Here is a 16,030-nt window from a genome sequence, read left to right as displayed (position 1 = left end):
CATGCTGAATGTGACCACAAAGATACGGCTTACGCCCGGCAGATTTGCCGACGCAAAAGGGATTACCACACCACATGTGATCACCCGCAGACGTGGCCAGAACAATCCCACTGCGAACACATGCAAAAGTTCCCGGAATGTACACACGGGCCGGGAAAAGAAGCTCTCAGGCTGTGCACCGAAAAGAGTCGAAAAGAAGCCAGGGAACGCGCGGAAATCGAGCGCGTGTGGCAAGAAGTTCAGTCAGAACAGGACCAGGAGTAAAATTGGGCCACACGAAGCGCCAACTTCGTGTGGCCCGGGACGAAGCGGGGAGACGCTTCTTCCTTCACCGTCGACCACAGAAAGGCAAGAACTGTGAATGACTCTGACGAGTCTACACGAGCGAATGCGGCATGGACTCCGGCCGAGCTAGACATCCTGGCCCAGGCCTGGGAACACTTCGAAACGGAACCGGAGGGTTGGGCAGAGGGTGATGGTCTAGTCTTCTTCGAGATCGAAGAGGTCAGGGACCATCTTCTAAGTCTTCGTTGGGAAAGTGGCGAGAGCCGCGAGAATATCGAGGCTCTGAGGGCACTTGTCATTGACCCTGACGAAGCGCATTCCGTGGCACTCGAAGAAGACGAACGCTGGACGACTGAGCAGATCCGGCGGGAAGAGCTGGAGTCTCGCAGTTGGGAAGACTTCGACTCCGAAGAGGTCGAAGACATCCAATCCCTAGTCGAAGAGGGCTATCTCAAACTAGAAACGCTGGACGGAAAAGACGTTGCCCCACACCGCTTTCACTATCAGCGCGCGGTCAAGGCGCGTAACCCGGACGCTGAATTCGGGAGTTACATTCCCCGCCGCGTCGCGTCGGTGATGGTTCTCGGTGACGAAAACCCGGGCTGTCCGTGTGGCTTCGCTAATCTAGAGGATGATCCTTCGGAAGAGTATTGGGGATGCTGCATCTGCGAAGACGATTGCTCGAAATGCGGCGGGTGTGGGAATGAGCGCGGGCGCGGGCTGTTCGTCGGGGGTGTTCCGAATATCATATTCGGCGCTGAGGGGACACGCAAGACGTGGACTCTAGCCCGCACGATTAAGGACATGATCGACACCTTTGGCGATCAGTATACTGGCTATCATGTCGTCCACTTCGAGTTTGAGTGGGGTAAGGACGAAATGCGCCGACGTCTGCGGGCTCTCGGTATGTCAACCGTGAAGCTCAATCGTTGCTATCGCGTATTCGTTCGTCCTACAGAGCTTCCGGACATTGATACGGGCTCCGTCAAGCTTGTCACGCTCGACTCTGTCACTCGTGCTGCCCAAGCCCTAGAAATGCATCCTGACGGGCAAGAGGTCATGGATGCCATCCTGGCAAAGTTCATTCGTCCGTTCACAGATGGCGGCGCTTGTGGTGTTCTCACCGACCACGTTGGACACCAGGCGAAAGAGCGCCCCGTCGGCGCACGCTCGAAGAGCCAAGCTATCCAGGGTGCTATGTACCTCGTAGAGAACCAAGGTACTTACTCCCGCTTGCGCTGGTTCAAAGACAACTCCGACGTTCGCCCAGACGGTGTCAACATCGGGGACATTGCCGCGTACCTGGAGATGAACGACCTTGAGAACAACGGCAAGAGCGCCGAGTTCTACAAGCAACCCCCGGGAAGTCGCGCCGCCAAGACAAAGGGCAAGGGGCTTGGCCCGACGTCAATAAACATTCTCCAGTCTCTCCAAATGAATGGTCCCATGACCAGGGACGAAATAAAGAGCCACATGGAGAACACTCACGGCACAGATAAGAACACCACACACAACACGCTTAAGCGACTGGTGAACGACCACGGGAAGGTCGAAGCACTCGAAGATGGGACGTACCAGGCTCGGTAGTCACCAGGCGTGGAGAGAGCCCCACACCAGCGTGAGTGACCCGGTGTGGGGCTTCTCTATGGCTTCTTCGTGCGCGGGGCGCGGGATAGTACCACACTCAAATGTGACGTGGGCCACACTGTGAATCGCGAGGCCCTGACCTGCGAAGATACGTTGTTACCCAACCGAGACCCAAGTCTCTGACCTGCGAAAACACGAGCGCCGTAGAGCACGCCCTACCGGATAGTAACTTGTCCGGCCTTCGTCGGCTGCCTAGCGTTTTGGGTGTTGCCACACGGTGATTCTTGAAACCCAGGGAGACGAACCATGAATGACACGCGCTATGCCTCTATCCTCACCACCCGGGAACTCAAGACCGCCATCAGGGTTCTGGGTGATCTGTTCCCCGACACGCCGGTGAAGTACCGCTACGAGGAGGACATAGACGCCGTCATCGTTACCCGCGATATGGAGACGGCTAAGTGAAGGGCGTCAAGCGGCATAACTTCCTGTGGCGGGACGAGGTCACTTCGGCTGCCAGCCAGTACCCGGACAAGCAACTCGCGGCCGTGTATGCGGTGACCGTCCCGCCTGAGGTATGGCGGGCAGAGGGGAAGGTCTTCACCGCGTCCATGACTCAGCGGTGCGGCTTCTGTAAGAAAGAAATGAAGGGGAGGGAATCGGTAATTCTTCCCCTCGTCTACGCCCACATGAAGTGCGCCAAAGACCTGAGGGCGGAAATCCTCGAAGAGGACTAGCTCTCGCCTTCGGCCTGAGCCAGAGCAGCGCGGTACTCGTGTGTCCACTCCGCGCCCTGCTGATCCTCGGGCAGGTTCGCTAGGGCGTCGCGGATACTAGCCGCGGCTTGTGTGGTGTCGCCCAACGCGAGGTACGCAAGACCGATGTTCAGCCCGTGGAAGGACGGCACGAGCCAGTAAGCGGTACCAGGCGGTGTCTCGATCTCCGCGCGGTGGCTAAGAGCCGTCGCTTCGTCCAGGAGTCGCCGCGCGCTATCCCGCTCCCCGAGCATCGCCAGCCCTTGCGCCGCCTGCGCAGCATCCCCGAGACGTTGCGCGGGATGAGCGCCCGGGGTGTTGTACGCGGTCAAGAACCAGCGCACCACACCTCGGGCGTTCTGTCGTTGCCGTGACAAGTAGCCCTTGAAGTTCGCCGCCTGAGCGGCCAATGGTCCGTCGTTGATCTCGTCGGCGTAGTCCTCAGCCTCGGTCAGCAGACGGACGGCGTCGGCGTCGTCCCTGGCTTCCGCTCGCAGCCAGCCCGCGAACTGGACCCACTCAGCGGCGACCAGCTTTAGCCCGTCCCGCACATCGGCCGGCATAGAGCGAGCGTCTGAGTCGCGCGCTAGGGACACGACCGTGTCCATCTGTACGAGCGTCGGCGCAAGCATCGCCGCAGGCCCTAGCGTGTCGTCTAGACGCCTCTGAGCGGCGAGAACATCGCTGAGCGCGCGCACTGTCGAAGCGTCTGCCTTGTACCTGTCGCCGCCGACAACAGCCGCCACACGAGAGCGGTCGTCTTCGTCCATGGCGGTGTGGAGCTCGACTAGCCCGCCCTCAGTGCCGAGGAGGTTGTCTAGCGCGGTGACCAGGGCAGCGGACGGGCGTTGTTTCCCGTTCACCACACGCGAGACATAGCCCTTGTCAAAATTCATCGCACGGGCAGCGGCGGAGATGGACATTCCGCGCTCTCGAAGCGCAGCACGGACACGCGCGGACAGATCAGACATATGGGGGTGACCTCCGTTGCTCCCAGGATAGTCAACGCGGTCACTCTGTACCGGCCACTCTGCGCGGGTGTGAAGTGACGGCATGGAAGAGCTGGCGCGGCTGAAAGCGAAGTTCGGAGACCGCTACATCATCCGATGTACCCGGCGGTTCTGGATTGCAACCGACCGCGACTGCGACACCACGACAGAACCAACCCTGATAGAGAACAGCGCGGCCGAGCTGGAAGCCAAGATGCGTGACCCTGGTCCCCGTGTGGGGGTTCCCTACTCGTCCGAGGTGCTGGGCCCGCGTACGTAGCGGCCCTTGCCGCGAAGGGTGATGATCCGCCCTTCCTCTTCGAGGATGGCAAGGGCAGCGCGGACCGTTGGACGCGAGACGCCGAACTCCTCTATGAGAGCCGCCTCGGGCGGGATGCGCCGACGCGGCGGGTACTCGCCGGAGTCGATCCGCCCTCGCAGGATCGCGGCTACCTGGTCCCTCAAGAACTCCGGTCCGTCCAAGTCAATCGCCATGTGTCCATAGTCGATGACCTGCGTGTTCACATGAGGTCATGCGTTGTCATGTGTGGTCATGTACTGTGCAAAGAAAACTCCACACGATTGACCCCCGCGACGCGCCAACGTCCGGGGGCATGGCCACCAGCTAATAGGGAGCTGATGACGGTGATGAGTGTACGACGTCGTTCGCAGAGGGTCCGCCCGTACTTCGAGGTGTGGGAGCGGGAGAAGGCGACCGAGGATGCACGTTACGTGGCGATGCTGGACCGCGTCCGCGCTGGACTGGAGGCCATGTGATGCAGGCAGGTAACGGAGTGACCGCCGCCCGAATCAAGAAGTACCGCCGTCAGATGGCGCGGCTCCTGGCGCTCGAAGCGGCTCTTCGAGACCACGGAACGCGGCCCGTGTCCGTGACGCTGGATGCGGGGAAGCCGGACCTCGACACGCCCCTTCTCCACACGTTCGGGGATCACGTGCTGCCGCGCGGGAGCGGTCGTGGGGATGACGAGTGCGAGGGCACCGTCACACGTGTTGAGGGACGGGCGTTCGTCCTCGACTGGGTGGACGAAGAGGGCAACACCCTGTGCACCAGCCAGGCCGACGACGTCGAAGAGGCGGCTCGTCTGATCACTCCATGAGTGATGAGAGACCACCCCCGAGCGCTCTTCTCGGTAGGCACGGACTACCGTCAGGTACCCGCCAGCGCTCGGGGGTTTCTTTGTGGCTAGTCGGCGTCCTCGCGCGTACGCGCGTAGGTATCTAATTGTGTACGGGCGTGACACTCGTGACAGTGCGCGCGCTCTAAAGAGCGCGCACGTGTCAGCGGTGACACACGTACAAGTGTCACTATGTATTCGCAGCTCAGGGAGTGTTTTGAAGAAGTGACACTTCTCGTGACACTTCTTTGTGTCACTCTCTTGTGTCACTCGCCCGACGTGCGGAAATGCGGTGACACTTCTGAGTGACACTCTCTTGTGTCACTCTCTTGTGTCACGCTCGAAGCCCTCGGATCACACGGGCCCACTCAGGCATTCCCCAAATGTGTTACCGGAAGTAACAGCAATGGATGAGCTTCGCTCAGGGACCATTCTGAGAAAGGCGAGATTTCACCCGGGCACTTCGTGACCGTCTGGGTGTGGGGCTCGATACCCTGCCTGTGATCCGGGTCACATAATGGGTTTGCAGAGAGTAGTCACCAAAGTCTGAACTAAGGTTGAGCTTCTGACCGCTGATAAGCGCATTTATCGGAGTCCACAGAAAGTAGTCATGCGACTACACCTGTTCTCGGTCACGCTCTGCTACCCGCATATTGAAGCCGCAGATGCTCCGATAAATCTTATCTCATGCGATTCTTCAATGACGGTTGGGACCCATCTTCTCCAGGCACAACGGCGTGCGCTTACTGCGGCGATCTCTTCGACCACTATCGCCCTCACGTGATGGCTTATTGCTCGTGGGAGTGCAAGCTAGACGACGAAGAGGGTTGGATTAAAACGAACCAGGGCTATCTGATTAAGTGGGTAAAGGTGTGGGTTCGCAGCGAGAGCGGGGAGCGAGTAGTACAGCGGACTCATATTCTCCAACATCATTGGATCACGATCCGCAAGCTCGGGCGCTTTCTCAAGCCACACGAAACCGTCCATCACATTAATGGCATCCGAGACGACAACCACCCCGATAACCTCCAGCTTCGCAGCGGAAATCACGGGCGCGGTGCGCGTCGTATCTGCGGTGACTGTGGCTCGGACAACATCAAAGACGTCAAGCTCTGAGATCAACTCTCAGGCGCTCTCACGCACTCCCCGAGAGCACACACGAGCGACGTTGTCCGAAGCGCTCAGCGTTGATCTGAGCAGCCGCAGAATCCTAGCTAGCATTGATCTCATGAGCGCGTACGAACGGTTTATGTCGAAGGTCGAGAAGCAAGACGACGGGTGTTGGGTGTGGGTTAAGGGACTCAGGCGTAACGGGTACGGCTCGTTCACCGCTAACGGGAAGACCCATTCCGCGCCGCGCTGGATGCTCGCCTACCACCTCGGGCGTGACCTCGAAGAACACGAAGTGGTCCGCCACACGTGCCACAACAAAGCCTGTGTGGCTCCAGAGCATCTAATCCCGGGAACCCACGCCGACAACATGCGCGACATGTCCGAAGCGAAGCGCGGCCACCGTGGCCCCCATGCTGGTTGTGACCATGAAAGCACTAAACGCGCCCGCTATCTCTGCCGCAAAGAGAACGGGGCCAAACAGCCATACGTCCGTGGCATTAGCGATTACGACCGCTTCATGTCCCACACCGACACGTCAGGCGGCCCCGACTCGTGTTGGCCCTGGCTCCGCTACAAAGACCGTGGCGGCTACGGAGAATTCGACGTCACTCGTAACGGGCGCCAGAAGAAGTACAAAGCCACACGTTGGATACTCGCTTACACCCTCGGTCGAGAGTTGACCTCAGACGAGTTGGCCATGCACTCTTGCGACAACCCCCCGTGTGTCAATCCCCGACACCTCAGGGTCGGAACCCACGCTGAGAACATGGAAGACATGCGAGCCAGGAAGCGGTTCCGAAACGGCTCATCTTAGGAATGACGCTTCGTTCTCTCAGCGTGGTTTGACATGGCGCATATCCACACGTGAGACTCATTCTGTCGCGGCACGTGAGGATGCGCTGGGCCGACTACAAAGAAAGCGTGTTGGGTGCAAGCCCTCAGGGGTTCGAATCCCCTATCCTCCGCGGACGCCCCCACCAGGGCAGACGTCAAGGCCCCGACCGGTCACCGGTCGGGGCCTTCGTCGTTGCGGGGTCAGACCGGTTCGAGCAGCGCGGAGAGCCTGCCGATCCGGCCGTCCGGTGCGAACTCGACGTGCAGATAGCGCCCGTGGACCTCGTACCGGTCGAAGGTCGGACCGGTGCGTTCCGGGGTACCGAGGAACGCGGCGGCCTCGGCCCGGGTGGCGGTGGGCGCGAGCCCGTCGATCAGCGCTGCGGGCCGCGGATACCCGCCATAGCCCGGGTCCCGGCCGTCGGGCCGGGTCCGCACCATGGCCGACACCAGGACCTCGTTCTCGAAGAGCAGGTCCGTGCCGGCCGGTCGGAAGACGTAGTACCTGGACGTCTCGCCGTCGAAGTCGAACTCCTCGACCTCCATCCCGGGACCAAGCAGAGCGATCGCCTCGAGGATCCGGCCGTCGCCCTGTCGGCGCCCCAGCACGTCCAGCAGCAGGGCCATCTCACCGGTGACGGTCGCCATGTTCCCTTCCGTTCGGCTCGCGTGCCTTGTCGCGCCGACGCGGGTCCCCACGTGCGCCGTCTCGGGGTCAGGCGCGGGGGGCGGTGATCCCCGTGGGGCCCGGGGCGGGGGCGCCGCCGGGCGGCAGCACCCGGGGCAGTCCGGTCACGGCCATGACCAGGGAGTACAGGGAGGTCGTGGCGGTGATGAACAGCCGGTTGTTCTTGGGGCCGCCGAAGGCGATGTTCGAGACGGGCTCGGGCACGCGCAGCCGTCCGATGAGGGTGCCGTCCGGGTCGTAGCAGTGCACCCCGTCCGCCATGGCCGCCGCCCACAGCCGTCCGCCGTCGTCGAAGCGGATGTTGTCGAAGGTCGCACCCTCGCCGGCCTCGGCGAAGACCCTCCCGTCCGACAGAGTGCCGTCCTCGCGCACCTCGAACGCGCGGATCCGCCCCGCCGTGGTGTCCGAGACGAACAGCTCCCGCTCGTCCGGCGAGAACACGAGCCCGTTGGGGCCCCGGAACCCGTGGGCGGCCAGGCGGACCTCGCCCGTGCCGGGGTCCACCCGGTAGACGTTCGCGGCGCCGATCTCGCTGGGCGCGCGGTGGCCCTCGTAGTCGCTCGTGATGCCGAAGGTCGGGTCGGAGAACCAGATCGACCCGTCGGACCGTACGACCGCGTCGTTCGGGCTGTTGAGCCGCAGGCCCTGGTAACGGTCGGCGATGACGGTGATCGAGCCGTCGTGCTCGGTCCTGGTGACCCGCCGGTCGCCCTGCTCACAGGTGATCAGTCGCCCCTCGCGGTCGAGGGTGTTGCCGTTGCCGTGCCCCGCAGGGGCACGGAAGAGGCCGACGACGCCCGTCTCCTCGTCCCAGCGGAGGATCCGGTCGTTGGGGATGTCGCTGAAGACCAGCTGCCGCCAGGCCGGGAGGTACAGGGGACCCTCCACCCACCGGCCGTCGCCGAAGAGCCGCTCCAGCCGCGCGTCCCCGTTCGCGCAGCGGCCCGAGACGAACCTCGGGTCCAGGACCTCATAGGGGCCCGCGTCAGCCGGGTCAGACATGATCTCCTCCAGTGGCGTATATTCTGAATGAAATTCAGCCAAAGACGAGTATGGCAGAATCAGGTATGGTCTTGTCCAGGCTTGACCCCGAAGGGACAGACATGGACGACGTCGACCGCACACTCGTGGCGCTCCTGCTCCAGGACGCGACCCGCTCCTACGCCGACCTCGGCGCGGAGGTGGGCCTCTCGGCGGGCGCGGCGCACGAGCGGGTGCGCAAGCTGCGGGCCGGCGGCACCATCCGCCGCACCACCGTCGACGTGGACCCCGCGGCCCTGGGCCGGGGCGTCCTCGCCTTCGTCCTGGTCGACTCCTCCGCGTGGATGGGCGACTCCGCCGAGGCCTTCGCCGCCGTGCCCGAGGTCCAGGAGGCGCACGTCATCGCGGGCACCGCGTCCGTCCTGGTGAAGGTGCGCGCCGCGACCACCGAGCGCCTCCAGGACGTCCTGCGCCGCCTGTACGACATCCCCGGAGTCTCCGGGACCCAGGCCACGGTGGTGCTGGAGACCTTCTTCGAGCGTCCGCTCGACCCGCGCGCCTGAGCACCCGGAGGCGGCCACCGCCTTGGACCCCATGGTGAATAGTCAATTAGGCGAATAGTCTCCTCGTAGAGCACCAGTCGGTGCGCGGGAGAGGAGCGGGCATGGGTGACGGGCGGCTGCGGTACGTGGCGCTGGGAGACAGCCAGACCGAGGGGGTGGGGGACGGCGACGACGACGCCGGACTGCGCGGCTGGGCGGACCGGCTCGCCGAGCACCTGGCCGCGGACGGCACACGCGTCGAGTACGCCAACCTCGCGGTGCGCGGGCGCCTGGCCGGACAGGTGCGCGCCGAACAGCTCGCGCCCGCCGTGGACCTGCGCCCCGACCTGGCCACCGTCGTCGCGGGCGTCAACGACCTCCTGCGGCCCTCCTACGACGCCGACCGGGTCGCGGACCACCTGGAGGCCATGTTCGCCGAGCTGGCCGGCGCGGGCGCGCGCGTGGCCACCATGACCTTCCCCGACGTCTCACGGCTCGCCCCGCTCGCCCGCCCCCTGCTTCCCCGCCTGGTGGACCTCAACGCGCGGATCCGCGCGGCGGCGGCCCGGCACGGGGCCGTGGTTCTGGAGACCCACGGCCACCCGGTGACCACGGATCCGCGCCTGTGGTGCGCCGACCGCCTGCACTGCGGCCCACTGGGGCACGCGAGGATCGCGGCCGCGATGGCCTCGGCGCTGGGTGTGCCCGGCCACGACGGCTGGACCGACCCCCTGCCACCGCTGCCCCGTCCGGGCCGGCTGCGCACCTCGGTCACCGAGGTGCGCTGGCTCGGCTCCTTCCTCGGCCCCTGGGTCGTGCGGCGCCTGCGGAGGACCTCCTCCGGCGACGGCCGCGCGGCCAAACGCCCGGACCCCCTGCCCGTCCTCCCGGATCCCGACCGTGCTTGACGCTCTTTGTGCAACTTGTTGCATAATGAATCGCGGGCCGGCCCGACACCGGCCCGCGAGGCACCCGCGCGAGGAGACGAGATGAGCGAGTACCCCCACCTCCTGGAACCCCTGGACCTGGGCTTCACCACCCTGCCCAACCGCGTCATCATGGGATCGATGCACGTGGGCCTGGAGGAGGTCCCCCAGGGCTTCGAGCGGATGGCGGCCTTCTACGCCGAGCGCGCCCGCGGCGGCGTCGGCCTGATCGTCACGGGCGGCATCGCCCCCAACGCCGAGGGCGCCACCTTCAAGGGCGCCGCCAAGCTCACCACCGAGGCCGAGGCCGACGAGCACCGCCAGATCACCGAGGCCGTCCACCGCGAGGGCGGCCGGATCGCGATGCAGATCCTGCACACCGGCCGCTACGCCTTCGACGAGAACCTGGTCGCGCCCAGCGCCGTCCAGGCGCCCATCAACCCGTTCGTCCCCCGCGCCCTCGCCGACGACGAGGTCGAGCGCACCATCGACGACTTCGCGCGGGCCGCGGAACTCGCCCAGCGCGCCGGCTACGACGGCGTCGAGGTCATGGGCTCCGAGGGCTACCTCATCAACCAGTTCATCGTCTCCGCGACCAACCAGCGCGACGACCGCTGGGGCGGCTCCTACGAGAACCGCATGCGCTTCCCCGTCGAGATCGTCCGGCGCGTCCGCGAGCGCGTGGGCCCCGACTTCATCCTGATCTACCGGCTCTCCATGCTCGACCTCGTGCCCGGCGGCTCCACCTCCGAGGAGGTCCTTCGCCTGGCCAGGGCCGTCGAGGAGGCCGGAGCCACCATCATCAACACCGGCATCGGCTGGCACGAGGCGCGCATCCCCACCATCGCCACCTCGGTGCCGCGCGGCGCCTACAGCCGGGTGACGCGGCGCCTCATGGGCGAGGTGTCCGTGCCGCTCGTCGCGGTCAACCGCATCAACACCCCCGAGGTCGCCGAGTCCGTCCTCGCCGAGGGCCACGCCGACATGGTCTCCCTCGCCCGTCCCCTCCTGGCCGACTCCCACTTCGTGGCCAAGGCCCGCGCGGGCGCGGCCGAGGAGATCAACACCTGCATCGGCTGCAACCAGGCCTGCCTGGACCACACCTTCAACCTCAAGGTCACGTCCTGCCTGGTGAACCCGCGGGCCTGCCACGAGACCGAGCTGGTGCTCTCCCCCACGCGTGTGCGCAAGAACGTCGCCGTGGTCGGCGCCGGACCCGCCGGACTGGCCTTCTCCGTCTCCGCCGCCGAGGTCGGCCACGCGGTCACGCTGTTCGACTCCGCCGCGGAGATCGGCGGCCAGCTGAACATGGCGCGCCGGGTGCCCGGCAAGGAGGAGTTCGACGAGACCCTGCGCTACTTCCGGGTCCAGCTCGACAAGCACGGCGTCGACCTGCGGCTGGGCACCACGGTCACCGCCGACGACCTCGACGGCTACGACGAGGTCGTCATCGCCACCGGCGTCTCGCCCCGCACCCCCGACATCCCCGGGATCGACCACCCCAAGGTGGTCGGCTACGTGGACGTCCTGCGGGGAGGGGCCCCCGTGGGCGAGAAGGTGGCCGTGATCGGCGCCGGCGGCATCGGCTTCGACGTGGCCGAGTTCCTCACCGACGGCGGCGAGGGCGCCTCCCAGGACCCCGACGAGTTCTTCCGCCAGTGGGGCGTGGACACCGAACTCACCGCTCCCGGCGGGCTCCGCCGCCCCGAGCGCTCCGCCGCACCGCGCTCCGTCCACCTCCTCCAGCGCAAGACCACCAAGGTCGGCGCCGGGCTGGGCAAGACCACCGGGTGGATCCACCGCCTGGAGCTGCGCCACCGCGGCGTGGAGATGGTCGCGGGCGCCGACTACGACCGGATCGACGACGAGGGCCTGCACCTGACCGTGGACGGTGAGAAGCGCGTCCTGGACGTCGACACCATCGTGGTCTGCGCCGGGCAGGACCCCCGCCGGGACCTCGCCGACGCGCTCACCGCCGCCGGCCGCACGGTGCACGTCATCGGTGGCGCCGACGTGGCCGCCGAGCTGGACGCCAAGCGCGCCATCGACCAGGGCACGCGCCTGGCCGCGTCGCTCTAACCGTCGGCCCCCTGTCGCCGGCCCTGCCCGCGGTGGAACGGAAAGGGCCGGTCAAGGCGGCCCGGGGGCGCATGTCCCGGGCGGCCCGGGGGTAGTCGTCCGAGCATGAGACTCGGTGAACGCGTACGCGCGATCGAACGCGACGAACGGCTCGACCCCGCGGTGTCCCGACTCCAGCGTGTGGCCGACACGGTGCCCGAGGGTCCCGTGCGCGACCTGCTCCACGGCGTCCAGCTCGGGCACCCGGCGCATCCGGTCACGATCCACGCGCCCCTGGGCGCCTGGCTGTCGGCGGCACTGCTGGACCTGTTGCCGGGCGACCACCGCGGTGCCGCGCACACCCTGGTCAACGTCGGGCTCGTCACCGCCCTCCCTGCGGCGGTGACGGGTCTGGTCGACTGGTCGCGCCTGCACGAGCGGCAACAACGCGTGGGCGTGGTCCACTCGGTCGCCAACGGCCTCGGCGTCCTGTTCCTGGGCGGCTCGTCCCTGGCGCGGGCCCGCGGCCGGCACGGGTGGGGCGTCGCGCTGACCCTGGGCGGCCTGGCCTCGGTCGGGGTCGGCGGGTACCTCGGCGGGTACCTCGCCTACTACCGGGCGTCCGGCGCCAACAGCGCCGACGACCTCATCGACGTCCTGCCCGCGGACTGGACCGACATCGGCGCCCTCGACGATTTCGCCGAAGGCGAGCCCGCTCCCGCGGACCTGGGGGGCGCACCGGTCGTGGTCGTGCGGTCGGGCGCGACCGTGCGCGCGCTCCTCGGCAGGTGCACCCACATGGGCGCCCCGCTGGCGGAGGGGACGCTGGTCGACGGCTGCCTGCGGTGCCCGTGGCACGGCAGCGAGTTCCGGGTCGACGACGGCTCCGTCGTCCACGGGCCCGCCACCGCGGGGCTGGAGAGCCTGGAGACCTGGGTGGTCGACGGGCGCGTGCTCGTCCGCCTGCCCGCGGCCCCCACCTGACCGGATCCCTAGAATGCGCACATGTCCCTGCCCCACGCGATCCTGACCGCCCTGCTGGAGAAACCGTCCTCCGGACTGGAGCTGACCCGCCGCTTCGACCGCTCGATCGGGTACTTCTGGTCCGCCACCCACCAGCAGATCTACCGGGAACTGGGGAAGCTGGAGAAGTCGGGGCTCATCAGGGCGCTGCCGTCCGCCGCCCCGACGCGCGGGGGGCGCAAGGAGTACGAGGTCCTGCCCACCGGCCGGGAGGAGCTGGCGCGGTGGGTGTCGGTCGCCGAGGACCCCCGCGCCCTGCGCGACCCCCTCCCGCTGCGCCTGCGCGCGGCCGGGGTCGTCGGTCTGGGCGACCTGGTCGCGGAGCTGAGGCGCCACCGGCGGCTGCACGGCCGACAGCTGGCGGAGTACCGGGAGATGGAACGGCGCGACGCCGCCCGCGACCAGGGCACCGAGCGCGACCGGGTGCAGCGCCTGGTCCTGCGGGCCGGTATCGACATGGAGACCTTCTGGGTCACCTGGCTCGACGACGCCATCGCCGAACTGGAGCCGGACGCTACCTGACGGGCGCCCCGACCTCGGTGTCCGCGAGCCGGGGCGGGCCCAGGATCGGCCGCACCCGGTGCCAGTCCCAGCAGAGCAGGTACACGGTCCCCAGCAGCATCAGCGACGTGACCGTGGGCGTGCCCGGCCCGAAGTCGAGCGAGACGGTGATGACGACGATCCCGGTGATGACCGGCAGGTAGACCGCCGCGCCGAGCGCCGCCGTGCGGGGCACGAGCAGCAGCAGTGCCGCGCCCACCTGGCACAGGCCGATGAAGACGTACAGCGCGCCGAAGTCCTGGTGCAGCGCGGTGAACATGACGTAGAGATCGCCGAGCGACTCCTCCTGCGTGAAGGGCTCGTTGGCGATCTTCCGATAGCCCGAGGGCAGGAACCCGATCGCCAGCAGGATCCGCACGGACCAGGTGGAGTAGACCAGCGCGCGGATCCCGCGCACGCGTGCGTGGAGCCGGTCGAGCCGGGTCAGCAGACGGTCCATGGGGGTGTCCTCCCGGGGGGTCGGTGTCCGTCCTTCCACCCTTCCCGGCGCCCGCCCGTCGCGCGTCCCCCCGGGGGACCGTTCCGGGGGCCGACCTTCGTCGCCCCGGCACCGACGGAAGGCGGTCGCCAGGCGCGCGGAGGCGGGCCCCACGCGGGCGAAAGCGGACGCCACGCGGGCCTCAGGCGTGGGAAGGCGGGCCTCAGGCGTGCGCCGGGACCGCCTCGGACAGGTCGTCCGGCCACCGCGGGCCCCCGCGCAGCGGGACGAGCTGGGACTGGAGCACCAGGGTGGCGGCGCCGATGGCCGGTGCCGTCTCCGCCGATGTCGACATCCGCACCTCGACCCCGTGCGTTCCGCGGGCGAAGAACGCCTGGTCGAGCTCGCGGCGGATGGCCGGGAGGTAGACCGGCCCCGCCACGGACAGGCTCGCGCCCGTCAGGACGAGCAGGTCCAGGTCCATGACGTTGGCGAGCCCGCGCACGGCCACCGCGAGCCGCCGCGCGGACCGGTCCAGCAGGGCGCGGGCCGTGGGCTCGCCGCGCCGCGCCGCGCGCACCACGGCCGCGAACCCGGCGGCCACCGAGGGCGGCGGCCCGTCGGCCCCCTGTGCCAGGCCCGCCGCACGCGCCAGGGCGGCGTCGTCGCGGGCCAGTGCCACCACGGCGGCCGGCCCGGCGATCGCCTCGACGCAGCCCCGGGCCCCGCACCAGCAGGGCGGCCCGTCCACGTCGACGCACACGTGGCCGATCTCGCCCGCGTTCCCGCTGCTCCCGGAGTAGGGGATGCCGTCGAGCAGCAGCCCGGCCCCCACGCCGGTGCCCATGTAGACCGCGGCGAAGGCCGAGGAACCGCCGACCGCACCCGACCAGTACTCGCCGAGCGCCGCCGCCGTGGCGTCGTTGCCGAGCACGACCGGCAGTCCGGTCCTCTCGCGCAGTTCCGCACCGATCGGGTAGTCCGCCCAGTAGCGCAGGACCGGCTCCCGTGTGGGCGACCCGTGGGTGGCCGACACCAGGCCCGCTCCGAGCACGCGGTCGCGGTCGATCCCGGCGCCCTCCACGAGCACGTCGATCTGGTGGGCGGTCCGCTCCACGACCGCGGCGGCGTCCTCGGCGCCGGTCCCCGCGCTGGTCATCCGTGAGACGACGGCCCCGGTGAGGTCGGTGAGCACGCAGGTGGTGCCGAGCGGGTCCAGGTGGACGCCGACCGCGTACCGGGCGTTCCGGTCGAGCCGGAGCAGTACTCGTGGCTTGCCGCCGGTCGACTCGGCGCGTCCGGTCTCCAGGACCAGTCCGTCGTCGATGAGCCGGCGGACGACCGTCGAGATCGTGGCGCCGGTGAACCCGGTGGCCCGCACCAGTCCGGCCCGGCTGATGGTGCCCGCGGCGCGGACGGCGTCGAGGACCGCGGCCCTGCTCGTCGTGTGTGGGACGGCCCGTGCCGTTGTGCCCAAGACAACCTCCGCGCGTTCCGCACCGCCCTCGCGGGCGGGGTCCGTCCACGCTCCGTGATCGCGGGGCCCGCCCTCTGGCGGTGCGCCCCAGGGTACCGCCGGTCCGGTCACGGACACCGGGCGCGCCACTGGCGCACCCACGACCGCCCGTAGTCGTTGCCGTTCGGCACGCGCAGCACGGTGTGCACGTGGAAGCGCCGCGGCACGTCGTCGTCGAGGAAGACACCGCCGTGGTGGTCCAGTTCGGCGACGAGCACCGGTGACTGCAGGCGGTAGTAGAACACGTCGCCGGGCGCGTGCCCTCCGATCCAGGAGAACCACGAGTCGTCGGCGTGCCGGCGCACCTCGCGCAGTTTCGCCCGGCGCGGGCCCTCCGGCAGCGGCGCCAGGGCGTGTATGACGGATGCCGCCCGTCGCGAGCGGTGTTCCAGTGGTGGCCTCGCAAGGCCGAAGAAGGAAGCATCCTGGTGTGGCTGTTGACTGATGAGAACGCAGTGAGGGTGCCGCTGGGGCGTCGCGCAGCAGGGTGAGTGTCCGTCATACACGCCCTAGGAAGGCCTCCGCGCTACCGAACGCCGGCTCGCGCCCCCCGGGGGCGACAGCGTGGCGACCCGCACCCCCTCGTAGCTCCGGGCCGCCGCCCGCGGAGAGCGAGGG

19 protein-coding genes are annotated in these 16,030 nt (G+C 67.6%); 12 read left to right on the top strand and 7 right to left on the bottom strand.

Translation table 11 applies throughout. The features are described 5' to 3' along the window. The first annotated feature begins 357 nt into the window (after positions 1 to 357). The 3 genes from DFP74_RS33275 to DFP74_RS11490 all read left to right on the top strand — a co-directional run bounded on the left by DFP74_RS33275 (position 358) and on the right by DFP74_RS11490 (position 2,609). Complete coding sequence (locus DFP74_RS33275) at positions 358 to 1,872, top strand: AAA family ATPase (protein ID WP_147453853.1); 1,515 nt, start codon at positions 358 to 360, stop codon at positions 1,870 to 1,872. A gap of 306 nt (positions 1,873 to 2,178) precedes the next feature. Beyond that, positions 2,179 to 2,337, top strand: coding sequence for a hypothetical protein (locus tag DFP74_RS33500; RefSeq protein ID WP_158612991.1), 159 nt, complete (start codon positions 2,179 to 2,181; stop codon positions 2,335 to 2,337). Next, positions 2,334 to 2,609 (top strand): hypothetical protein, encoded by a 276-nt coding sequence (locus tag DFP74_RS11490; RefSeq protein WP_121181685.1) that lies wholly within the window; start codon positions 2,334 to 2,336, stop codon positions 2,607 to 2,609. The genes DFP74_RS33500 and DFP74_RS11490 overlap by 4 nt, the downstream gene beginning before the upstream one ends. Here the strand turns inward: DFP74_RS11490 and DFP74_RS11485 are convergent. Continuing rightward, a complete protein-coding gene (locus DFP74_RS11485) occupies positions 2,606 to 3,598 on the bottom strand; it encodes a helix-turn-helix transcriptional regulator (RefSeq protein WP_121181684.1) in 993 nt (330 codons plus the stop codon). The two genes, DFP74_RS11490 and DFP74_RS11485, sit on opposite strands and share 4 nt — an antisense overlap. A 264-nt stretch (positions 3,599 to 3,862) precedes the next feature. Next, on the bottom strand, positions 3,863 to 4,111 hold the full coding sequence (locus DFP74_RS11475) for a winged helix-turn-helix domain-containing protein (RefSeq protein WP_121188185.1): 249 nt from the start codon (positions 4,109 to 4,111) through the stop codon (positions 3,863 to 3,865). Between the two features lie 153 nt (positions 4,112 to 4,264). Between DFP74_RS11475 and DFP74_RS34890 the strand changes: the two genes are divergently transcribed. The 4 genes from DFP74_RS34890 to DFP74_RS35155 all read left to right on the top strand — a co-directional run bounded on the left by DFP74_RS34890 (position 4,265) and on the right by DFP74_RS35155 (position 6,679). Beyond that, positions 4,265 to 4,393, top strand: a complete 129-nt coding sequence (locus DFP74_RS34890; RefSeq protein ID WP_255499439.1) for a hypothetical protein — start codon at positions 4,265 to 4,267, stop codon at positions 4,391 to 4,393. Positions 4,394 to 4,410: 17 nt separating this feature from the next. Next, entirely contained in the window at positions 4,411 to 4,734 is a 324-nt protein-coding gene (locus tag DFP74_RS11470; RefSeq protein WP_147453852.1) for a hypothetical protein, read from the top strand. 705 nt (positions 4,735 to 5,439) lie between these two features. After that, complete coding sequence (locus DFP74_RS33495; RefSeq protein ID WP_158612990.1) at positions 5,440 to 5,868, top strand: HNH endonuclease; 429 nt, start codon at positions 5,440 to 5,442, stop codon at positions 5,866 to 5,868. Between the two features lie 112 nt (positions 5,869 to 5,980). Further along, on the top strand, positions 5,981 to 6,679 hold the full coding sequence (locus tag DFP74_RS35155; RefSeq protein ID WP_158612989.1) for an HNH endonuclease: 699 nt from the start codon (positions 5,981 to 5,983) through the stop codon (positions 6,677 to 6,679). A gap of 221 nt (positions 6,680 to 6,900) precedes the next feature. Here DFP74_RS35155 and DFP74_RS11460 read toward each other — a convergent pair whose 3' ends face one another. Both DFP74_RS11460 and DFP74_RS11455 read right to left on the bottom strand, forming a co-directional pair. Beyond that, positions 6,901 to 7,347 (bottom strand): hypothetical protein, encoded by a 447-nt coding sequence (locus tag DFP74_RS11460; protein ID WP_121181680.1) that lies wholly within the window; start codon positions 7,345 to 7,347, stop codon positions 6,901 to 6,903. Positions 7,348 to 7,414: 67 nt separating this feature from the next. Further along, positions 7,415 to 8,389: an SMP-30/gluconolactonase/LRE family protein gene (locus tag DFP74_RS11455; RefSeq protein ID WP_121181679.1), complete on the bottom strand. Its 975-nt coding sequence runs from the start codon at positions 8,387 to 8,389 to the stop codon at positions 7,415 to 7,417. Between the two features lie 101 nt (positions 8,390 to 8,490). Between DFP74_RS11455 and DFP74_RS11450 the strand changes: the two genes are divergently transcribed. The 5 genes from DFP74_RS11450 (at position 8,491) to DFP74_RS11430 (ending at position 13,439) form a co-directional block, all read left to right on the top strand. Beyond that, the gene (locus DFP74_RS11450; RefSeq protein ID WP_121181678.1) at positions 8,491 to 8,931 is read left to right on the top strand and encodes an Lrp/AsnC family transcriptional regulator; all 441 of its coding nucleotides are present in this window, start codon (positions 8,491 to 8,493) and stop codon (positions 8,929 to 8,931) included. A gap of 101 nt (positions 8,932 to 9,032) precedes the next feature. Then, on the top strand, positions 9,033 to 9,818 hold the full coding sequence (locus DFP74_RS11445; protein WP_121181677.1) for an SGNH/GDSL hydrolase family protein: 786 nt from the start codon (positions 9,033 to 9,035) through the stop codon (positions 9,816 to 9,818). 81 nt (positions 9,819 to 9,899) lie between these two features. Next, a complete protein-coding gene (locus DFP74_RS11440) occupies positions 9,900 to 11,915 on the top strand; it encodes an NADPH-dependent 2,4-dienoyl-CoA reductase (RefSeq protein ID WP_121181676.1) in 2,016 nt (671 codons plus the stop codon). A gap of 105 nt (positions 11,916 to 12,020) precedes the next feature. Then, entirely contained in the window at positions 12,021 to 12,878 is an 858-nt protein-coding gene (locus DFP74_RS11435) for a Rieske 2Fe-2S domain-containing protein (protein ID WP_121181675.1), read from the top strand. Between the two features lie 21 nt (positions 12,879 to 12,899). Continuing rightward, positions 12,900 to 13,439 carry a PadR family transcriptional regulator gene (locus tag DFP74_RS11430; RefSeq protein ID WP_121181674.1) on the top strand — a complete coding sequence of 180 codons (540 nt, stop codon included), beginning with the start codon at positions 12,900 to 12,902 and terminating at the stop codon, positions 13,437 to 13,439. Here the strand turns inward: DFP74_RS11430 and DFP74_RS11425 are convergent. The 3 genes from DFP74_RS11425 to DFP74_RS34885 form a co-directional block, all read right to left on the bottom strand. Then, the gene (locus tag DFP74_RS11425) at positions 13,432 to 13,917 is read right to left on the bottom strand and encodes a hypothetical protein (RefSeq protein ID WP_121181673.1); all 486 of its coding nucleotides are present in this window, start codon (positions 13,915 to 13,917) and stop codon (positions 13,432 to 13,434) included. The two genes, DFP74_RS11430 and DFP74_RS11425, sit on opposite strands and share 8 nt — an antisense overlap. 202 nt (positions 13,918 to 14,119) lie before the next feature. Next, positions 14,120 to 15,373, bottom strand: coding sequence for an ROK family transcriptional regulator (locus tag DFP74_RS11420; RefSeq protein WP_121181672.1), 1,254 nt, complete (start codon positions 15,371 to 15,373; stop codon positions 14,120 to 14,122). Between the two features lie 107 nt (positions 15,374 to 15,480). Continuing rightward, the gene (locus DFP74_RS34885) at positions 15,481 to 15,918 is read right to left on the bottom strand and encodes a DUF3500 domain-containing protein (protein ID WP_121181671.1); all 438 of its coding nucleotides are present in this window, start codon (positions 15,916 to 15,918) and stop codon (positions 15,481 to 15,483) included. Positions 15,919 to 16,030 lie beyond the last annotated feature (112 nt).

Origin of the sequence: Nocardiopsis sp. Huas11, from assembly GCF_003634495.1 — a bacterium.
Lineage (GTDB): Bacteria > Actinomycetota > Actinomycetes > Streptosporangiales > Streptosporangiaceae > Nocardiopsis.
Note: the sequence above shows the minus strand (reverse complement) of the source record. Positions and strands in the feature narration are given on the sequence as shown.